This window comes from Enterocloster clostridioformis (assembly GCF_020297485.1).
Taxonomy (GTDB): Bacteria; Bacillota; Clostridia; order Lachnospirales; family Lachnospiraceae; genus Enterocloster; species Enterocloster clostridioformis.
In genome coordinates, this window is record NZ_JAIWZC010000001.1 from 3,237,400 (window position 1) to 3,255,989 (window position 18,590).

The 18,590-nt window shown below is 39.8% G+C and carries 12 protein-coding genes; all 12 read right to left on the reverse strand.

What is annotated here, in order from left to right:
* Positions 1 to 121 precede the first annotated feature (121 nt).
* The 12 genes from LA360_RS16465 to LA360_RS16520 all read right to left on the reverse strand — a co-directional run bounded on the left by LA360_RS16465 (position 122) and on the right by LA360_RS16520 (position 18,369).
* Positions 122 to 442, reverse strand: coding sequence for a hypothetical protein (locus LA360_RS16465; RefSeq protein ID WP_225537583.1), 321 nt, complete (start codon positions 440 to 442; stop codon positions 122 to 124).
* Positions 443 to 675: 233 nt separating this feature from the next.
* Positions 676 to 1,632: a PDDEXK nuclease domain-containing protein gene (locus LA360_RS16470; RefSeq protein WP_022201343.1), complete on the reverse strand. Its 957-nt coding sequence runs from the start codon at positions 1,630 to 1,632 to the stop codon at positions 676 to 678.
* A gap of 442 nt (positions 1,633 to 2,074) precedes the next feature.
* Positions 2,075 to 3,373, reverse strand: a complete 1,299-nt coding sequence (locus LA360_RS16475) for a TIGR02679 domain-containing protein (RefSeq protein ID WP_022201342.1) — start codon at positions 3,371 to 3,373, stop codon at positions 2,075 to 2,077.
* A complete protein-coding gene (locus LA360_RS16480) occupies positions 3,363 to 7,430 on the reverse strand; it encodes a TIGR02680 family protein (protein ID WP_112481880.1) in 4,068 nt (1,355 codons plus the stop codon). The genes LA360_RS16475 and LA360_RS16480 overlap by 11 nt, the downstream gene beginning before the upstream one ends.
* Positions 7,427 to 8,563, reverse strand: a complete 1,137-nt coding sequence (locus tag LA360_RS16485) for a TIGR02678 family protein (protein WP_057573076.1) — start codon at positions 8,561 to 8,563, stop codon at positions 7,427 to 7,429. The genes LA360_RS16480 and LA360_RS16485 overlap by 4 nt, the downstream gene beginning before the upstream one ends.
* A complete protein-coding gene (locus LA360_RS16490; RefSeq protein ID WP_022201503.1) occupies positions 8,560 to 10,035 on the reverse strand; it encodes a TIGR02677 family protein in 1,476 nt (491 codons plus the stop codon). Before LA360_RS16490 ends, LA360_RS16485 begins: the two co-directional genes overlap by 4 nt.
* Before the next feature lie 415 nt (positions 10,036 to 10,450).
* Entirely contained in the window at positions 10,451 to 11,455 is a 1,005-nt protein-coding gene (locus LA360_RS16495) for a virulence RhuM family protein (RefSeq protein WP_022200837.1), read from the reverse strand.
* Between the two features lie 57 nt (positions 11,456 to 11,512).
* Positions 11,513 to 11,719: a virulence RhuM family protein gene (locus LA360_RS16500; RefSeq protein ID WP_070104039.1), complete on the reverse strand. Its 207-nt coding sequence runs from the start codon at positions 11,717 to 11,719 to the stop codon at positions 11,513 to 11,515.
* A gap of 702 nt (positions 11,720 to 12,421) precedes the next feature.
* Positions 12,422 to 15,376, reverse strand: a complete 2,955-nt coding sequence (locus LA360_RS30030) for an ATP-dependent DNA helicase (protein ID WP_225537584.1) — start codon at positions 15,374 to 15,376, stop codon at positions 12,422 to 12,424.
* Positions 15,377 to 15,553: 177 nt separating this feature from the next.
* Positions 15,554 to 16,339: a transposase gene (locus LA360_RS16510; protein ID WP_112481403.1), complete on the reverse strand. Its 786-nt coding sequence runs from the start codon at positions 16,337 to 16,339 to the stop codon at positions 15,554 to 15,556.
* Positions 16,309 to 16,803, reverse strand: coding sequence for a helix-turn-helix domain-containing protein (locus LA360_RS16515; RefSeq protein ID WP_112481404.1), 495 nt, complete (start codon positions 16,801 to 16,803; stop codon positions 16,309 to 16,311). Before LA360_RS16515 ends, LA360_RS16510 begins: the two co-directional genes overlap by 31 nt.
* Positions 16,804 to 17,382: 579 nt before the next feature.
* Complete coding sequence (locus tag LA360_RS16520) at positions 17,383 to 18,369, reverse strand: virulence RhuM family protein (RefSeq protein ID WP_057572887.1); 987 nt, start codon at positions 18,367 to 18,369, stop codon at positions 17,383 to 17,385.
* Positions 18,370 to 18,590: the final 221 nt, after the last annotated feature.

The window sequence follows — 18,590 nt, forward strand, 5'->3', positions numbered from 1 at the left end:
TTCCAAATAACAATCCTTATAATGTCTTTTTGATTCTGAAAATCATTCGGTAACATTTTTCCATATATACATATCTGTACTCACACCTCCATTCGTAGTAGTCCGTCCTTCTACATTTTAATCAGCCGAATCTTTCCATCAAAAGCTTTACGTTTTCCCTTAGTTCCTCTGAAAATTCGTCCAAATCATCAAATACAATTACTTCATCCTGCAAAAAACGGACTAGATCAAATATCATATTTCCTTTACTAAGTTCTATACAGACCCCAGGTGTTTTCTTATCCTGTCTCATACGCTTCTCCATTGTCCAAAACTTTGTTGAAGCAGGTTCATTACTGTTTAAGTAAGCAACATAATCCTCAATGAGCCGCTCCATATAATGTTCCTGCCAACCAGATACTTTCTCTCTATAAAGTTTCCAATCACGTTTCGATGGTTCCATAAAATTATCCTCTTCTATTTTTCTCTCCGTTCTAATTTCACGCAACATTCTGTATGTGGTGAGTGGATAATAATGATGTCTAAAAGACGTGGCTCACCCTTGGCGGAGTTTCGTTTGTCTAACTTTATTTACATCACAAATAAAAGCACCGTTTCATGTCGCATCTACTTTTATTCTTACCAGCTTTGTTCTACATAAAGTGGACTTGAATTAGGCAACAAGCCGTTGCACAATTACTCCAGCTCTTTGGCTAGAGAATACTCTACTACAGTTTCGTTTTTACCCTTTACCAACAGCAAACCAATAGTTGGCTTATTGTCCGGGTGTCGCAGAATATCATCAACCACATTTTGGTACATATTTAGCTGGCTAATAAATCCTGGTTCAAAGTCACAGGCTTTTAGCTCAATTACGACAAAGCACCGCAGTTTCAGATGGTAAAACAAAAGGTCGAGATAAAAATCATCACCGCCTACTTCCAAATGTACCTGTCGGCCTACAAACGCAAACCCTTGCCCCAGTTCCAACAGAAAGCTCTGAATATGTTCAGTAAGTTGCCGTTCAATCTCTATCTCCCGCCGAGGCATATCCGTTCCGAGAAAATCAAACAGATACGGATCTTTAAACACCTGATTAACCATATCGGAATCCGCTGGCGGAAGTGCTTCCGAGAAGTTATTAACACTCCTACCAGAACGCTCCATTAGTCTGCTTTCTATTTGCAAGTCTAAAATCGTTTTACTCCAGCCATTTTCAATTACTTTATAAGCATACCAAATACGACTTTCTTCATCTTTCAGTTTGTCCATTAAAGAAATATTAGTTCGCCATGGTATTTGTGCAACGACCCGTTGCACAATTTCAAAGTCAGGACAACTATCCGCAAACTTCCTCATATATTTTATGTTTCTTGGAGAAAAACCTGACATTTCCGGGAAGGCATCCTTTAAATCCTTGGCCATACGGTCAATAATTTTTGTGCCCCAGCCTTCTTCCTCCTGCTTTTTTAGAATACCTCTGCCGATATTCCAGTACAGGCAAGTCATACTGGAATTAGCATTTAATACAACAGAAATCCGCTGTTTTTGAATTTCCGATTTTACTTCTTCTATAAATTTCAAATAAGCATCACTCATCTCGGAAAGATTTGGAGCAACAGGGAATATTACTCCATCTTTATTCTTTCCCATATAATTTCGATTATCTAATTTCTCACCTCGCTATTCCCTTTAGACAAATTCCTCTACTTATATTATACGCTTTTACAACATCCAAATTATAGTGATCAACCCGTCTCACTACGGTTCTTTCCCCGTCCTTTTGAACTATCGCAAAATTTGTGACAGTTGCAGGTTGGTCTTGCAATTCCTCTCTCAAAGCGTTATTAATATGTTTTCCAATTGTTTTTTACATTGCGCTCAAATAATTTGGCCATCTGTAAATAAGATAATTTCCATTTTATCCATTGTAATCCACCTGTCATAGCTATTTTATATTGCCTTTCTGCTGCAACAGAATGATACTTTCCGCATATATTGAGAAATAATTATGATTCCCCCCAAGCGAAATACAATCTTGGCTGAACCATAAGATTTTAAGATGTCCTACCTAATTTTTAACTGTATTCCCGCCTCAGTTTTGCATATCCTCCAGCAACTCTTTCAGCATATTTTCCTGATATCCGGCCAGCTGCTTTTCTTTCATGCACTCTGCCGTTTTCTTCAATATAGGATGACCTATATTTTCGAGCTTTGCTCTTCCAATATCCCCTATTCTTTCTTTTGAGAGGCTTTTATCATAATCCTCCGGCGACATTCTCCATATATGAATACGATCCCCGAATTTCTTCCATAGTCTATCCGCAATACAGAGCCCATCCGGATCAATATCTCCATTATAGTAGATTTTTGACCCACTGGCCAAAATATAGGTAATCAGCACCTGTGCCACAGAACGGGGCTGACCGGAAGTACACAGAAGGGTGTAGTCCGAATTTTTCAAATTATGAATCAAATAGCTGAAGACCATCTCATTCTCAACTATATACGCCTTCTCCCCCACTGCCTGTACACCGATAATCCCTTTCATATTCTCCATGGTAATAACATAGGGTTCCTTTCGCTCACAGAACGTATCATAGGCCCCATGCCATCCCTGTTTAGTAAGCAGCCGGAGTCCATAACCATGAACCATGGAAGATATATTGTCCGGAACAATCGAAACCTGCGTCAGCAGTTTCCGCCACTGATGTGCGTCTTCGGGCAATTCCATATTTTCGCAGCAGCAGATTGCATGTACAAAAAGCAATCCGGCTGTTGTGCTGCGGTCAAAGTAATGGGGATTATCTGTTATCTCAGCAGCCAGCACGGCTAACGGATATTCATCTTCCTTATCCGTCAGCTCTTTTAGCTTCATCACTGCGTTCCCTACATTCCGCACCAGCAGTTCCGCCTGCTTCTCATCTTTTGCGTACTCCCTCATCAACAGCTGATATCCATATTTTTTCTCAGAGATCATTTTCCGCAGCCATGCAAGCGCCGCAGCTTCTCTTCCGGCATTTTCTTCAAAATATCCGCAGCTTCTGTCCAGAAACTTTTTTCTTCTCTCCTGCTCTTCTCTCTGCCGCCCCTGAGTGGTAATCAGCGGCTCCCCGAAATATTCCTCCAGCACCGCTTTCATATCCACCGGCGCGAAACGTGTTTTTTGCAGTCCCTGTTCAAATTCCAAGAAAGAAAACCGAATTGTTTCCTCATAAAATACTTTGCCGATTATGCCGCCCACTGCCCGCCGCTCTTCCTCCGAAGTCTGTTTAAGCGTAATTCTTCCCGCAGCTTTTCCGTAAGATTTCCATTTTTTTCTAAATTCTTCAAAGCATCTGTGATATGCCCGCTGACTTTTAAAGTAATTTGCACATTCTTTATTATTGCACATCTAATATCTTCTCACGTCCATTCCATGTATAACGGATCACTGAAACAATCTGCGAATCCTGGGGCCTTGAAAGTTCTGCAATCCGAAGTCCTTTTACCGTCTCAAAACATCCCCATAAAGCCTGGGAATTCATGATATAATCAAAATCCAGCTTATGCACAAGTTCAAACATACTACTGATATTTTTGTCATCCACTCCTGCAAATGCCTCATCCAAAGCAATGATTCGCGGATGGTCTTCCTGCTCCGCTTTTTTATACTGTGCGTTGACTGCTGCAAAAAGAGGAACATACATGGCCATAGCCTTTTCTCCACCGCTGAAACGGTTAAACGCCGCATTGGTCAACAGCTTCCGCTCTCCTTCTCCACGCCTGAAATACATGTGAAATTCAAACCATTTGCGATAATCCAGCGCATCCCTGACAAGATCCATGTAATTGATCATGTCGCCTTTTTCTTCCAGTTTCAGCTTCTCCATGCGGATTCGGCTTCTAAAATGCGCCGCAACCTTCTCTATATCCTCTATGGTCAGAAGCATATGATCTCTGAGCAGAATCTGTTCAAGCTCCGCGGTGTCTAACTCCATATCATTCTCTGCTTTACAGGGTTTCCAGTCCAGTGAAAAGATCAGACCCATAGAGGTATCCATCTCCCGCATGAGCTGCGACATATCCGAAACCCATTTCCGGCTTTCTGCAATCCGGTCCGTAAGCTGCCGGCTGATGGTCTGGGACAAAATATCCTCAAACAGCTCCCTGTCCTTCTTCTGGATCAGCAGCTCCGTCTCATCAATGCCCTGTTTCAAGATGCCGTAAAATTCCTCCAGATATACCCTTTTCCCATTCCATGAGGAAACGACCCGCACCCGCTTTCGTATTGCGCCAGCAGCCTCTGTTTCCAGAGCTGCCTCCACCGGCGTGTCAAAACATTCCTCCAAAGATGTACCGTAATTGACCAGACTTCCGTTATGGCGCTGATATACCTGATGCAGCGCCTGCAGCAGGTCCGTTGGCTCTCTGTTCTTATCGCTTTCCCGCAATACCGACACCGCTCTCTTAGCACATTCAAAGATTCCCTGGCTTTCTCTGTCAAATACCAGTTTTAGCGCAAGCTCCTCTTCAAAATAATTCCTCAGGCAGGTTTCTGCTATAATTTTCTGGCGCAGGCTTTCCTTTAGTTTTGGCCCATCTTCCAGAATCACCCGTAGCCTTTCCCCCAGAATAACCAAATCTTCTTTTAAAGTATCACACTCTGTTCCAATTTCTTCCAGCTCTTTCTTCAGCTGCTTTAAGCGGCCAGCCTTTTTTGCAATTTCCGGACGGTTTAGGTACTCCTCAAACTGCCGAATCTGAATCTCGCTCTCTTTTTCTTTCGCACTCCAGCTGCGTTTCTCTGCAAAAGCATCATCCATCAGCTGTTCACTTTGAACGTTCCTGTCCTTCTCTGTACTGAGATTCTCCTGAGCCGTCCGAAGCTGCAGCATTGCCTGCCTGATCTCCTGCCAGATGCGGCTATATTCTTCCAGCGCATCATTGGCTTCCTCATAGGCTTCTTCTGTTCTGCCATAGGGAAATGGCTTGCACTTTTGCAGCATTGTCTGGTATTGCTGGTTCTTTTTAAATATCAGCTGCCGCTCCTGCGCCTCTTTCTTCCCACATTCCTCACATGTCCTTTGCAGCTTGTATTCACATTCCCTTTCCTGGTCTAAGGCAGCGTTAATCTCTGAAAAGCCAGGGAGCTTCTGATATTCTTCCTGCAGCTTTTCCAAATGCTCCTGCACCTCTGTAATCTCTTTTTCCAAGCTTACAATTATTTCTGTAATTTCAGAAATCCGGCCTTCCAGCTCGCGGATTTTCTGTTCCTTCCGTCTTTTTCTCGCCAGAACTCCCACAAACTCAGCACTGCCGGTTTTGCCTGCTTTACCAGCCAGAATCCCCTGTTTAAAAGTCCCGTCTTTCCCAAGGTAAATTCCTTGTCCATCCTCTTTATCTTCATAAATATTGCTGAGAATCCTCTGAACGGTCTCTTTCAGAGCAGGTTCCAGCTCTTCGCTGACAGTCAGCCCGGAAAAGCCGGAACCTCCATTCCCTTTCACATACAAAACCGTATCCAAAAAACCGGGACACCGCTTTCTGATATTCTCAAAATCATCCGCAGATACTACAAGTGCATCTAAAATTCCCATTTTCTGGAGCTGAGCCTCCAGCCTTGCACAGTACGTCTCATCCAGATTCTTAGAAAATTCCACAGTTTTATAAAAAGGTACTGCTTTGATACCAGCCCTCTTAAGCGCCTTTCTTGAACGCTCTATACTCTCGTCCCTCTCCGGCTCCAATTCCCCTGAATTCCGCAGGCATGTAAGCTTTTCTTTTTCCTGATCCAGTTCTTCCTCCTGGATTTTCTTCTGATATTCCAGACTGCTTTTTAGATCCATGAGTCCCTGGCGCTGGCGCTCATAATCGGTGCGCAAAAGCGCCTGTACTGTTTCTGCATCTGCTGCAGACTGATACTCCCGAATTTTCTCCACCAGTATTGGAAGAATCCCGCTGTCAGGACTCCACTGAGAAGATTTTTTCTCTGCTGCATAGATATCTGTGATCCACTGATCCACACAGCGGACAACATCTTCCTGTGCAGCCTTAAAGTTCTGCTGAGCCTCTGCTTTTTCAGTATGAAGTTTCTCCAGCTGCGCCGCAAGTTCATCATACTGTCTGGATCGCTCCTCATACTCACGTATTTCCCTTTTACATTCAGCCAGCAGTTTTTTCAGCGAATCAAGGCTTTTTACAATTTCACTGCTTTTCTCATGTTCGCCTCTGTCTATCATCTGAAGAGCCGCCTCGTGCTGATCCCACTGAATAATCTCCTGCTGCTCTCCCAGTTCCAACTTGGCTTCCCCAATCTCCTGCTGTATTTGTTCCAGGCAGGCCATGATCTCCTTCATTCTGCGTTCTCCCCGCCAGATCATTTCCTGATAATCCCGGATCTTACTCTCCCAATCGGCAACCTTCCCGGCAGCTTCTTCTTTCTCTCCCCTGGCCTGCTCCAACTTGCGGTCGATTCCCTCCAGATCCGCATCCAGAAGTCCAGCCCGCTCAATTCCTTTTAGCTTTTTTTGCTCCTCTAAGTCAGCCAGACGCCGGCTCTTGCTGTTTCTGGCCTCCTCTGTCTCCTGCCGCTTCTGCTCCTGTATGTCAAGCTGGCACTGTTCTGTCTCTATCTTCTGCTTCATTGCAATATAAGCCTGTGCCTTTTTCGCAAGCATATATTGATTATACCGGGTATATTCATTCCGTATGATTTTCACATCATCAAAGGCTCGCTTCAAAATCTCCAGGCTTTCCTGAATCTCATCCATTTTTTCCATAGCATCCACCATAGCGCGCAGATCTTCATCTGTCAGCGTCTGCAAAGAATCATTCAAGATCTCATATACCTTGGTGGGTTTAAATTCCTTGGAAAGTTTGGGAGCGCGGACCTTCACAAGCAATTTAATAAACTGCTCATACTGCTCCGCTTTCCGGAATCCAAAAATGTACTGATTGACCGCTTTTTTATATTCACTCTGGCTCGTCGTAAAAAAATTGTCATCTCCAAGCTCTGTTTTCATTTCCCTTCTGTCATAAGGGATTTTGCTTGAACCAATCTCCTTGTACAGCTTCAGATCATAGCCAATCCTTCGCCCGTCCAAAATAATAAAACCCCAAAAGTCCATGGGTTTTCCTCTTTTTGCCCTCTGTCCAATGGCAATGGTGCGATATTCTTCCGACCTCTCTTTTTTGAATTCCAAAAATAAATATCCTGTGGATTCATCCTTTCCTTCTTCCCCCAGGAAATAATATTCCATTCTCCTGTCGCTGGACCCAAAGGGATCCAGCCGGCTCGGCGTACGGTCACCGTCCAATATAAAGGGAATGAAGCTCTGGGTTGTAATGGATTTACCAGACGCATTTTGCCCACGCAGGAGAAGCTTTCCATCCACAAATTCAAACTCTTCTTCATCATATAACCAGAAATTCACGAACCCTATACGGTTCATTTTAAAGCGGTCTTTCACTCCCCGGTACCTCCCTTAAAATCCTCCGGATAAACTCCTGCTGTCCTTCCCACAGACGGAAATAAGGCAATCTGCGTTCCGTCATTTCGAATCATCAGCCAGGTTTTCATATATTTTAACACATGCTCCACAAGCAGCTCCTCATCCATTTCCCGATATTCTTTGCTCCACCCGCTGCTCCACTCTCTGCGGCAGGACAAAATCACGTCTGAAATGCGTTTCCTTGTCATGTAAATACATTCATTTTCCTGCTTTTCTAAATTCCCCTCTGAAACCTCTTTTTGTATCCTCCCACAGACCAGAAGAACAATCTCCGGAAGCATGGCGTCTCTCGGGTGAACAGAACCATAGCAGTCGTCCCCGTCCAATGAGATACATGCCATATTTTTGTATAGATCCAGATTTCCTCCCATGTTATCATTGATATATTTTGCAACCCACTGACGCTGATTTTTTAAATACAGCGAATCTGCGTCCTCACTGTTCTCCCAGTACATAGACGGACACACCGCCAACTGCCTATACACACGGTTGATGCGCAATGCGCCTCTGTTTTCCTGAAATTCTTCAAAATCTGTCTTTTCAAAATCCTCCCAGGATTCAAATATAGAGATGCCAGTTGGAAAGCTGGTTGCAAAATACTTTGAATATCCGGTATTTTCATACAAAACTTCCTGTCCTGCCTCCGAGCCAAAGGCCTCGCTGCGTCCCTCATATACCAGGAGCATCTGTAGTTTCTCCATATATTGCAGAACACGAACCAGGGATTTTCTCTGTGTAAAAGAAGTCCAATCTATGGATACATAAGATTTCAGCTGCGCTTCAACATAATCAATCAGCTCTGACAAAAGAAACTGCTCCTGTTCCTCTTTATCCTCCAGATACATCAGCACTACACACAAAATACAGTAGTCCCTGATCTCCATAAATTCCCCGATTCCCATAAACGCTTCCGCATGAGCCGGTCTTTTCTCTAGTTTTAACAAATTTTCCGTATGAACAAGCTTCCAGCCCAGCTGCTCCCTGATAAAGCGCTGAAAATTCGGAATATCCCTCTTCACTCTGTAATACGTTTCCTTATCTGTATCCTTACAGATCCAGAAATTCTCTAATAGTGTTCTGAATTCATTCATAATGTTATAAACTCCAATACAAACGCGGGCATAACCAGATCTCCATCCTCGCACCTTAACACACATTTTCCCTTCGTCTGCGTCAAACGATATTCCTGCCCATATTCCGTCCTTCCTGTTTTCCGGGAATTCATATTGGCCTGCGTGATCCACTGCAAAAATGTAATCCTTGTCTCCTCCGAAATAACCTCTTCTATTTCTGAAAATGTGATCTTGTTATCCTTGATGTAATACATAACAATCTCTTTCTGCCGTTTGATCTTCTGCAGATACTTCTCCCTCTGCATGTATTTCTCCAAAGACTTATCTGTAAATCCTCTCCGGTCTTTTTTCTCCCGATAAGCTCTTGTATGAGGTTTCAGCAAAAAAACAGCAGGCTCGTCCTTATAAATACTGTCATTGATACCCTCCCCCTCGCGAGGTTCCAATGTCTTAAAATGCTGTATTTTCTGTACTCCAAAAACATGAGCCGATAGCTTCTGAGCCTCTTCCAAATCCTCACATTGCAGAAACAGTTCCAAAAACTTGCGGTAATCATCCTTCCTGCTGATTCCGCCATTCTGGAGCTGTACGATCAGCGCTGCATTCTGAATAATACTTCTTATTACATCATTCGTGATTTTCAAAACTTTTTTGCACTCACACTCATTTCCCTGTGAATCTATAAACCAGTTTTTCAGAGAATTCCATTTCCCCATCACATTTTCACGTATGCTTGGCTCTGCATTTCCATGAAGCTGCAAAACCGCATGTGGAATATCCAATTCACTCTGTATCACTTTTGACAGAATATATTCTTCAATCACCAGCATATTATCTGACAAAATTTGCTCGATCCGCTTGGAATGACGCTGCAATTCCTGCACAAATTCATTCAAATACTTAATAAACTTGTCCTTATGTACTACAAATTCCACTGACTTCATGAGCTGTTCCGTTTTTCCGGAATAGAAATCCCGCAGATAATCCTGATAATTCTGGTTAAGCCTTTTAAAATCCTCCTGGAGCAATCCCCACCACTCATTAATCTCCTTCAGACTGCTATCTTTTATTTCTTCTGCCTTTTGCAGGCTTTTTTCCAGCCGAACAAAAAAATTCGTGGATAAATTGCCGGATTCCAAAAAAAGATTTTCAAGACGCACAGTGAGACGTTCAATCTCAACCGCATACTCTGACATGGTATAGCGATACTGCTTATTCTTGTAATCCGCTATGGTATAAACCCTTCCAGGGTCCTGGATCGGAGTAAGATTTTTCCACTTGACTAAAGCTTCCAGATCTGTCATCAACTGTTCCATGGTATATCCCGTAAACGTCTCATCCTGTTTAAGCAGCTGGAAAATATCTTCTTTGTATATCTGGAAATGCATCTTCTCATATTCACGGTAAAAACACCGCATAATTTTACGGTATACCGGTGCATTGGGAACGGATAAATAAGATGTCTCATTAATTGGTTCAAAATATTCCATTTCTATGAATTGCCTCCGAATATGTATTTACAGGAAATTCAAAACATTCTGTAAACCAGCAGAAATGATATTATCAAGATTATAAAATCCAAATGATATCTTATTCCATCGGATCCGGTTGTTGCAAAATTTGCAACAACTGAAGCCCAGCTTAGTTCACCTTCTGAAAAATATTTTTATGTGTCAGGATATCATATTGGTAATTAATACTCCAATAATTTTTACTAATAATTCATAATCTTAAGCATACCATAATCTCTAAAAATAACAACTATAAAAACACAGTGTTTTTACCAAATCCGCTATATTTTGTGGTTAAATGGTGAGTGGATAATAATGATGTCTAAAAGACGTGGCTCACCCCTGGCGGAGTTTCGCTTGTCTTATTTATTAACTCGTGAATAATATCACCTTTTCAACTCTTATCCGTTTTATGTTCCAATATTTTTATCGAATCCAAATAATCCTTCTCCACATCACTGAGGGTTCTGGTTTTATATTTTCTGTATTCACTCGTTGCTTTATCAACTGCTTGTTTATGAGTAACACTTCCGTTTCCTTGAAGTAACTGTTCGCCACTCATTGTAAGTATACGATCCAAATGCGCTGCCCAATCGCTCATAGTCATTACCTGTTCCCGCTCTGCCTGACGTTCCGCAAAATCAAGATACCCTGAAACAAGTTGTCCCATCGCCCGAAGCTCTTTTTCATTCAGATAGTTTTTGGCAATGACAGCCTCCTTTAATGTTGGCTGATTTCCTGCAAATGTCATAAGTCCCATAAACTCTTTTTCAGCATCCGCTCTGGTATAAATAACTTCTGCTGCAGTTTGTCCATGAATCGCATAGTGAATCTTATTCTGAACCTTTTTAAAGAACTGAATGGATATTTCAGCTTTCGGATCATAATCAATACTTGTAGCATAAATTTCTAAGACTTGCCTGTAAAATACCTTCTCAGAAGCACGTATATCTCTAATACGTTCGAGTAATTCTTTAAAGTAGCCTCCACCACCCAAATTCTTCAGCCGCTCATCGTCCAGCGCAAAACCTTTTCTCATATATTCTTTTAAAATGCCTGTTGCCCATATTCTAAATTGTGTGCCGCGCTTTGACTTCACACGATAACCGACCGAAATAATCACGTCAAGATTATAATAATCTACATCATAAACTTTTCCGTCAGCCGCAGTATAGGCAAATTTTGCCCATACTGCTTCTTTGGACAATTCTCCTTCTTTAAAAACATTTCTCACATGCTTGCCTATTACGCTTCTATCTCTTTGAAACAACTCCGCCATCTGATCAATTGACAGCCAGACCGTATCTCCATCAAAAGTTGTATCTATCTTTGCCAAACCATCTTCTGTTGTGTAGATAATAATATTTGATTTCCTATTAATATCACCTTGACTATTCACTCAGTTCACCTCCTCGCCTTTTCTATGCCTTTACTTTTTTAATGTATAGGTTCTTTGTTATATGCATTTCCTTAATAGCCTTAACTGTATATTTATTTTTACCTTATTATAGTGAGCAACCTGCCTCATTACGGATCTTTCCCCTTCTTTTTGAACTATCGCAAAATTTGCCACAGTTGCGGTCTGAGCCAGCAATTCCTCTTTCAAAGCATTATTAATACGTTTTCCAATCGTTTTTACATCTTGCTCGAATAATTCGGCCATCTGATTTCGGTTTTAACCATACGGTGCCCTGTTCCGGTGTAATGGGTACCTCTAATGCAACATTGCTATCAGTAAATAAAACTATTTCTTTTTTATCCACTCTAGCCCCATGTCCTAATTATTTTGCATTACTTTTTTTCTGCAACAGGACAATACTTTCCACATGTGTTGAGTGTATAAAAATGATGTTCACAGAGCAGAATTGGCCCTGGGCGGACATGCGGTCTTCCCTGCTGCATAAGAACGTATCCTTTTTTGATATTCCCTTTGCTCTGCCATTGAACTATATCAGAGATTTAAAAATTTAAAGAGGCTTTTCGTATCCCAGGATAAGATAGGTATTGCTGGATCAACTAGTACCAACACCCCCTCAGCCCTTCCTCTGAAGATTCCATTCTTAGCAATAATATCATCCCTAAAACGCAAACAAATTCTTATCCTATGTTCAAGAATATCTATTAATTATAAGCAATTTGCCTCTTACAATTGCTACTTTTTCTTATGGTGAATATCTTTTATTGTGTGTACATCATTTTTTATTAATAATCCTGTATGTGCACTTTTTCTACGCAATTGATTTACGTCTTATAAATCTGACAAATATAAATTATAAGGATGTATATTATTTGACGAAATTACGCCGATTATCTGTCCGAGCATGTGCATACTGCTAGATATTTGAATTCCCAACAGTATTACTATTTATTCCAAATCCAACTTTTTCTTAATCATCGAGTGCGTCCACGATTCATCTTTTTCCTTTGTAAAGCTTTCTATAATATCTTGCATTGTTTCAGCACTCCAGTATATCTTAAGTTTTTCCTTTGCACGAGTTATTGCTGTATAGAAAATAGAATGCGATATTTTTTCTGCGTTATAGGAAGGGATAATTATCTTTACAGATTTATACTCTAAACCTTGCGCCTTATGAATAGAAACAGCATATGCAATTTGAAAAGGAATAATTGTCTTAACTCTTTCTTCATCATCTTCTAATTCTTCAATACTTGCAATCACCTCTAAACAGATTCGCGTTCCAAAATCGGTAACATCAACGAATTCGAAACTTTCATTCCTGCATTGCCGTTCTGTTAGAATTGTATCTATATCAAGCGTGAATAAAATTGCTGAATCGCTTTTTGAAATGTCTACAATTCTTCCTTTTAAATTGTTATATAATAAGGATGAACGCTTAGTATCCAGAAAAATTATTGGATCTCCAACTTTGAATGTCCACTCAGCCCATGAATATACTTCACTTTTGGTATTGGCATTTTGGAAATAAAGGTTCATATTGTTTAAACCAAACTTCCCATCGTAATTTAAGCACAATACAATCTCATCTTCATCCTTAGATACGAATATTTCTTCTCCTATGTCGGAAGAAAACGGACCGTCTATTGCCAATTTTTCAGTAATAATGGGTTCAATTTTTCTAACCCCATCCCATAAACTCTTTAACTCTTCTTTTTCTGTCCTCCAAGTGTTTAAAAGTTCAACATTAGCGCCATCCGTTTTAATGATATCTTTAGCATAATAAAACCAGTTACCAAAATCGATAGACTCAATTTGATAAATATCGCCTGCTAAAACAAGCAGGGTATCATCATCGATTTTTTCCAACATTTTCCCCATAGTTCTATTATCTATAGTACTGCATTCATCAATAAAAATCACATCATAATCCGTAAGGGTAACCATCTTTGTAAAGCTATCGATACTTACAAAATCTGACTCTGAACCTGGATTCTCTATACGTCTTTTTAAATTTTGCAAAGCAGTATGTGTTTTTGTAAGAAATAGCTTCTTTGATTGCATCATCATATTTGAAACATAATTAATCAATGTAGTTTTTCCCGTACCGGCCGCTCCGTATATGAGCATTACTTGAGATTTTACAAATACCTTTTGCAACGCAACCTTTTTTAAGGGATCTTCAAATTTTAAATTGCTTTCCCTAAGATATCTTGAATTTGACTCCTGTTGTCCCCTATTAGACACTTTTGAAAGCTTTAATAATTTTTCAAGTATAAATAAAGTATTAGCTTCATAGGAGTCGATAGATAAATAACCATTTTCTTCATTAATTCGAAAACCATTACTACACTCCCATGCATCTAAGCTATCATTATATTTTTTAATCTTCTCCATGCTTGCCACAGAATCCACGTCAAAATACAATTCTCCTGTTTTATATATCAGACTTTCAATTGTCAAATATGGATATGCAGTATTATATTGTTCAGAACCATTAGTTATTTCAAGGATATCATTTATATTGCCTTTACTTGTTTTCCTCCCAGCAAGATTTGAAATGAAGGGCTTTTTCTCAAATGGATAGCATCTGCTCGTAATATAAAGTTCCTCTGTAAGACACTTTTTGTCAAATGTATTTGGCAGTACTGATTCTAATATCTCTTCCCGCAAATTTAGTAATATATATCGTACAGTGTGCTTTCCCATCTTATTTGAAGATAATGCATAGTCTCTTCTCAGTTTAAAGAACACCTCCTCAAAAGTATTCGTTTTGGTCCCACCATAAATTTGGTGTAAAGCATTTTGATACCTGTTTTCATGTAAATTAATTAAATCTAATAAATTGATACCCGTCTTAGTAAGGAAGTCCATCAATGAGGTATACTCACCATAATTCTTGTTTAAATTAGTACTTATATGCAAAACTTTACCCAGTTTATTTAAACATGAAGGATTTATGGATACTTTCCAATTAGTCACTACTTTAATTTTACTATTTGCACCCCAGAGATTGATTTCTGCATCAGCATATGCAATCTGTATTGAATAATTGGTCGATATATTCTGCTTCGTATATACAGTAATCCGATTAAATTTAGTTGCATACAATCCGGCCAATTGTAATGTAATTTCAAAATATCTTTCCCCATTAACAAAGAACGGTGTCTTTTTTTGAATATAATATCGAGAGGTTCTAACATTCTTTGGAGATAAGTCAATTGCAGCAATACTTGAGACTACCATTTCATAATACTCTGTATCAAGAGTATCAGTATGTAAAGGGAATGATTCTAGGTTTTCTAGTACTAAAATACTAAAATTATTTTTCAAAAATTTTCTAATCTCCCAAAGATAGCTATAGTATTTCAACATCAACCTTTCGGATTGACCTTCGTCAGGAATTCTTGAGCCAATATATTTAAGACCTTTCAAAAATTTGCTCAAATATTGGGTTTCAATATTAAATTGGGATAACTCCCATGCTAACCTTTCATTAACATCTGTATATCCTAAATTTATTGCATTTAAAATCAAAGTAGCATAACATAAATCATATAGCCCATTCACTATCCTTCTCGATATATTATCGCGAGATTTATTCTCATTATTGATCCTATCAATTTCTAATGATATATCCTCACATCTAGTCTCGATAATTTTTATGGCATCTTCTTTTTTGAGGTTATTCTTATTTAATTTATTTAGGAACAGATGAAAATCTATAATTCGTTTGAGTTTATTACAGAATATATTAACGCTTTCGTCTGTATCTTTTATCTCATCTTCAGCATTCAGTTTAATTGTTGTGCTATTCTTTTCAAAATCTATTGATTTGATAAAACCAGGAGATACATATTTCCAAAAAACGCGTTTTTCTCCTCTAACATCTGGGTTTAACACAATAAATAAAATCCCTGGATCTGCAGTTACTTCTTTAGCGATAAATGCCGGAAAGGCTAAACTTTTTAAACTATACGAAATTATGCCGTTAGTTTCTGTATAATTATGTGTTCCTTTTATCTGGACTATAAAATTTTGTTCTGGACATCTAGTACAGCATTGCTTAAATATCAGTGATTAAATTACTAATGGTATCCCGGCATATGTCCACTTAAATGGGTGTGCTGTAAGATTGTATTGTTCAATAAAGCGCAGGATGCTTGCTTCCAGTTCTTCTATTGATAGGTAGCTTTTCCGCTTCAGCAGCTTCCGGTTAATGATGCCAAACCATATCTCAATCTGGTTCATCCAGGAACTGTGTTTCGGAGTATAGACAAAGCGGATCCGGTGGGAAGGGTCATGCAGGAAATCCGCTCGGCTTTCCATACTTTTAAGGATCCCTGTTTTCCCTTTTTTGCCCAGTTCCACGCCAAGGGCACAGGCTTCTGCCACAAAGCGGACAAGGGCTTCCGATTTATGGGTGTTTAGGCCATCGCATATAAATGTCCATGGGGCTTGCGGGTCTGTCCCTACCAATGCTTTCACGGCTTCCACAAAATCCTCTTCTGTGCGTGTGGAGTTTAAATACGGCATTTCCATACGGCCCGTTGCAACATCAAAGAACCCGATGAGGCTGGTCGTGCCATGGCGGATATACTCAAACTCCATTTTGGCGCACTGGCCGGGTAATGGGAGCTTGTCAGGATATTTATGTTCCAGCGCTTGTACCCCGGTCATTTCATCCGTGGAAACAATGTGTGCACCTTCCCGGCTTTGTTCCTGGGCACTCTGGTACAGGCCGCAGATTTCGTTTACTTTCCGCGCAAAAGATTCCGGGGCTTCCGTCTTTTCCGAAGAATGAAGCCAGTAACGGATTTTGTGGGGATGTAAATCTACCTCATTTTTAAAAAACGGCTGACAGATTTCTCAGAAATCTGTTCAGCGATCCCCTGCTTTTTAATTTCTGCCACTAACAGCGGGAGACTCCACTGGCTTACTTCGTACCCAAAATCATTTGGGTTGCTGCAGGCAAGGTCGATGATCCGCATGATCTGGTCCGGCGTAAAAACAGACGGGGCACCGGGGCGTTTTTTATCGGACAGGACTGCCCGTATCTCATCTTCAAGCTTTTTCGGGTCGTCCATTTCAATCCTCCGCAAGGCTGGGAGCGCCGCGAGGAACCGACTGCGCCAGGTGGCAACATTATTATAATGAAGCCCGACCTGTGGTGCAATATTCTGGTTGAGTTCCCCCTGTGACGCAAGCAGGACAATGCTGGCTCTTTTGACCAGTCCTGACGGAAGGGAGCGGCTTTTTGAAAAAGCAGATAATATGTTTTTCATGGCATCAGATAAAACCGGGATAGTATCAATTGTTTTCCTTCGCATAATAACCCATCCATTCTTTAGTGATAGAATTATTATGCACCGACTACAATAAAAAAGCAACGTCTATTCATTATTATTTTGGCAATGCTGTACTAGTATAACTCGATTTTAATAAGTTTACATTATTATCCTGAAAACCAAGGGAAACGTGCGCCCAAAGCACGGACACGTAAGCCAAGAAATCAGATTACTACCAATGCTTAAATTGTAAGCTTATTTAAATCGAGTTATACTAGATATTTCAGGATTCGAAACAAATTCAAATGTACCATCATGATTGGGCCATTTATCATCACAGGAAAAGTTAGTATTAATTTTCCCATCTGAGGCCAAAAATGTTTCTAAGGCTGAAACAGCCGCACGATCTTCAGCTGAACGTTCAGAGTGAGTTGAAATATGACGTCTGATTAAATCACTATTGTTTAAATGCAAAATGGTCACCTCGTTTTAAATATCATTTGAACTTCCACTATTTTTTAGTCCGTACTAATTCGACACAAACCTCGCAGTGTGGTGAGTGGATAATAATAATGGCGAAAACATATAATTCTCCCTTAGTGGAAACCTTTCGTCAGAATCCTAATAATTATTTTTTCCCTCCAACTTATCTAATTCCCCTATACTCTCTAAAAAATGACATTCCACCGGAGATAATATATATTCCTGATTTCTTTTATACTTTTCATACTCCAAATGTGCTTTCTCTAATGCTTGCTGATGTGTTACTTTCCCCTTTGTTGTTAATATATCTCGTCTGGTCATCCTAAGGTAATCATCAATCGTCTCCAGCCAGTCTTTCATATACATTGGTTCCTGATTTAAAGCATGTACCTCTGCAATATCCAAATATGCCGCGACAATTTTATTGAGTGCATCCAACTCTTTTTCATCAAGATAATTTTTCGCCACTTCTACATCAGAGCGTTTTATACGGTTGCCGCTCCATGTAGTCAGCCCCATATTATCTTTATCCGCATCTGCCCTTTGGTAAATCACCTCTGCCGCAGTATGCTTATGTGCTGCCCAATGCATTTTATTCTGCACCTGTTTAAAAAACAACACTGAACTTTCTGCCTTAGGATTGTAGTCAATACTGGTCGCATAGATTTCCAGAACTTTTCGCCAAAATACTTTTTCTGAAGATCTAATATCACGGATACGTGATATTAGTTCTTCAAAATAATTGCCGCCTCCAAGGTTCTTCAAGCGATCATCATCTAAGGCAAACCCCTTTTTCATATATTCTTTTAAAATATTCGTGGCCCAGATTCTGAATTGTGTTCCTCTAAGGGACTTTACACGGTATCCGACCGAAATGATCACGTCAAGATTATAGAAATCAATCTGTCGTTCAACAGTTCTATTTCCTTCTTTTTGAACCGTTGCAAATTTTGCAACAGTTGCTTCCGCCAATAACTCACCTTCTGAAAAAATATTTTTGATATGCCTGGATATTGTAGACTTATTCTTTTGAAATAGCTCTGCAATCTGATCCAACGAGAGCCACACTGTGTCATTATCAAATGTAACTTCAACTTTAGTGATTCCGTCTTCAGTTGTGTACATTAAAATACTTGATTTTTCCAAATTTCTTCTCCCCTCAAAAAATTTGATAGTAATTATTTCACATTTTCCTAATAATCATAAATATAATATTCCATTCAAATTCGTCCACAAATATTGACCGAATACAGTAGCATAAATATATTTATAATTACCTATAAGATAAATTTGACCTTCTGATATAAACACATCTCTGATCATATAAATTATCTATTTTCGTTGGA

What these genes read in the sequence shown, in the direction of transcription:
- LA360_RS16465 (WP_225537583.1), bottom strand. Translation starts at nt 442, where the DNA reads ATGGAACCATCGAAACGTGATTGGAAACTTTATAGAGAGAAAGTATCT.
- LA360_RS16470 (WP_022201343.1), bottom strand. Translation starts at nt 1,632, where the DNA reads ATGGGAAAGAATAAAGATGGAGTAATATTCCCTGTTGCTCCAAATCTT.
- LA360_RS16475 (WP_022201342.1), bottom strand. Translation starts at nt 3,373, where the DNA reads ATGTGCAATAATAAAGAATGTGCAAATTACTTTAAAAGTCAGCGGGCA.
- LA360_RS16485 (WP_057573076.1), bottom strand. Translation starts at nt 8,563, where the DNA reads ATGAATGAATTCAGAACACTATTAGAGAATTTCTGGATCTGTAAGGAT.
- LA360_RS16490 (WP_022201503.1), bottom strand. Translation starts at nt 10,035, where the DNA reads ATGGAATATTTTGAACCAATTAATGAGACATCTTATTTATCCGTTCCC.
- LA360_RS16500 (WP_070104039.1), bottom strand. Translation starts at nt 11,719, where the DNA reads ATGGCCGAATTATTCGAGCAAGATGTAAAAACGATTGGAAAACGTATT.
- LA360_RS16515 (WP_112481404.1), bottom strand. Translation starts at nt 16,803, where the DNA reads ATGCGAAGGAAAACAATTGATACTATCCCGGTTTTATCTGATGCCATG.
- LA360_RS16520 (WP_057572887.1), bottom strand. Translation starts at nt 18,369, where the DNA reads ATGTACACAACTGAAGACGGAATCACTAAAGTTGAAGTTACATTTGAT.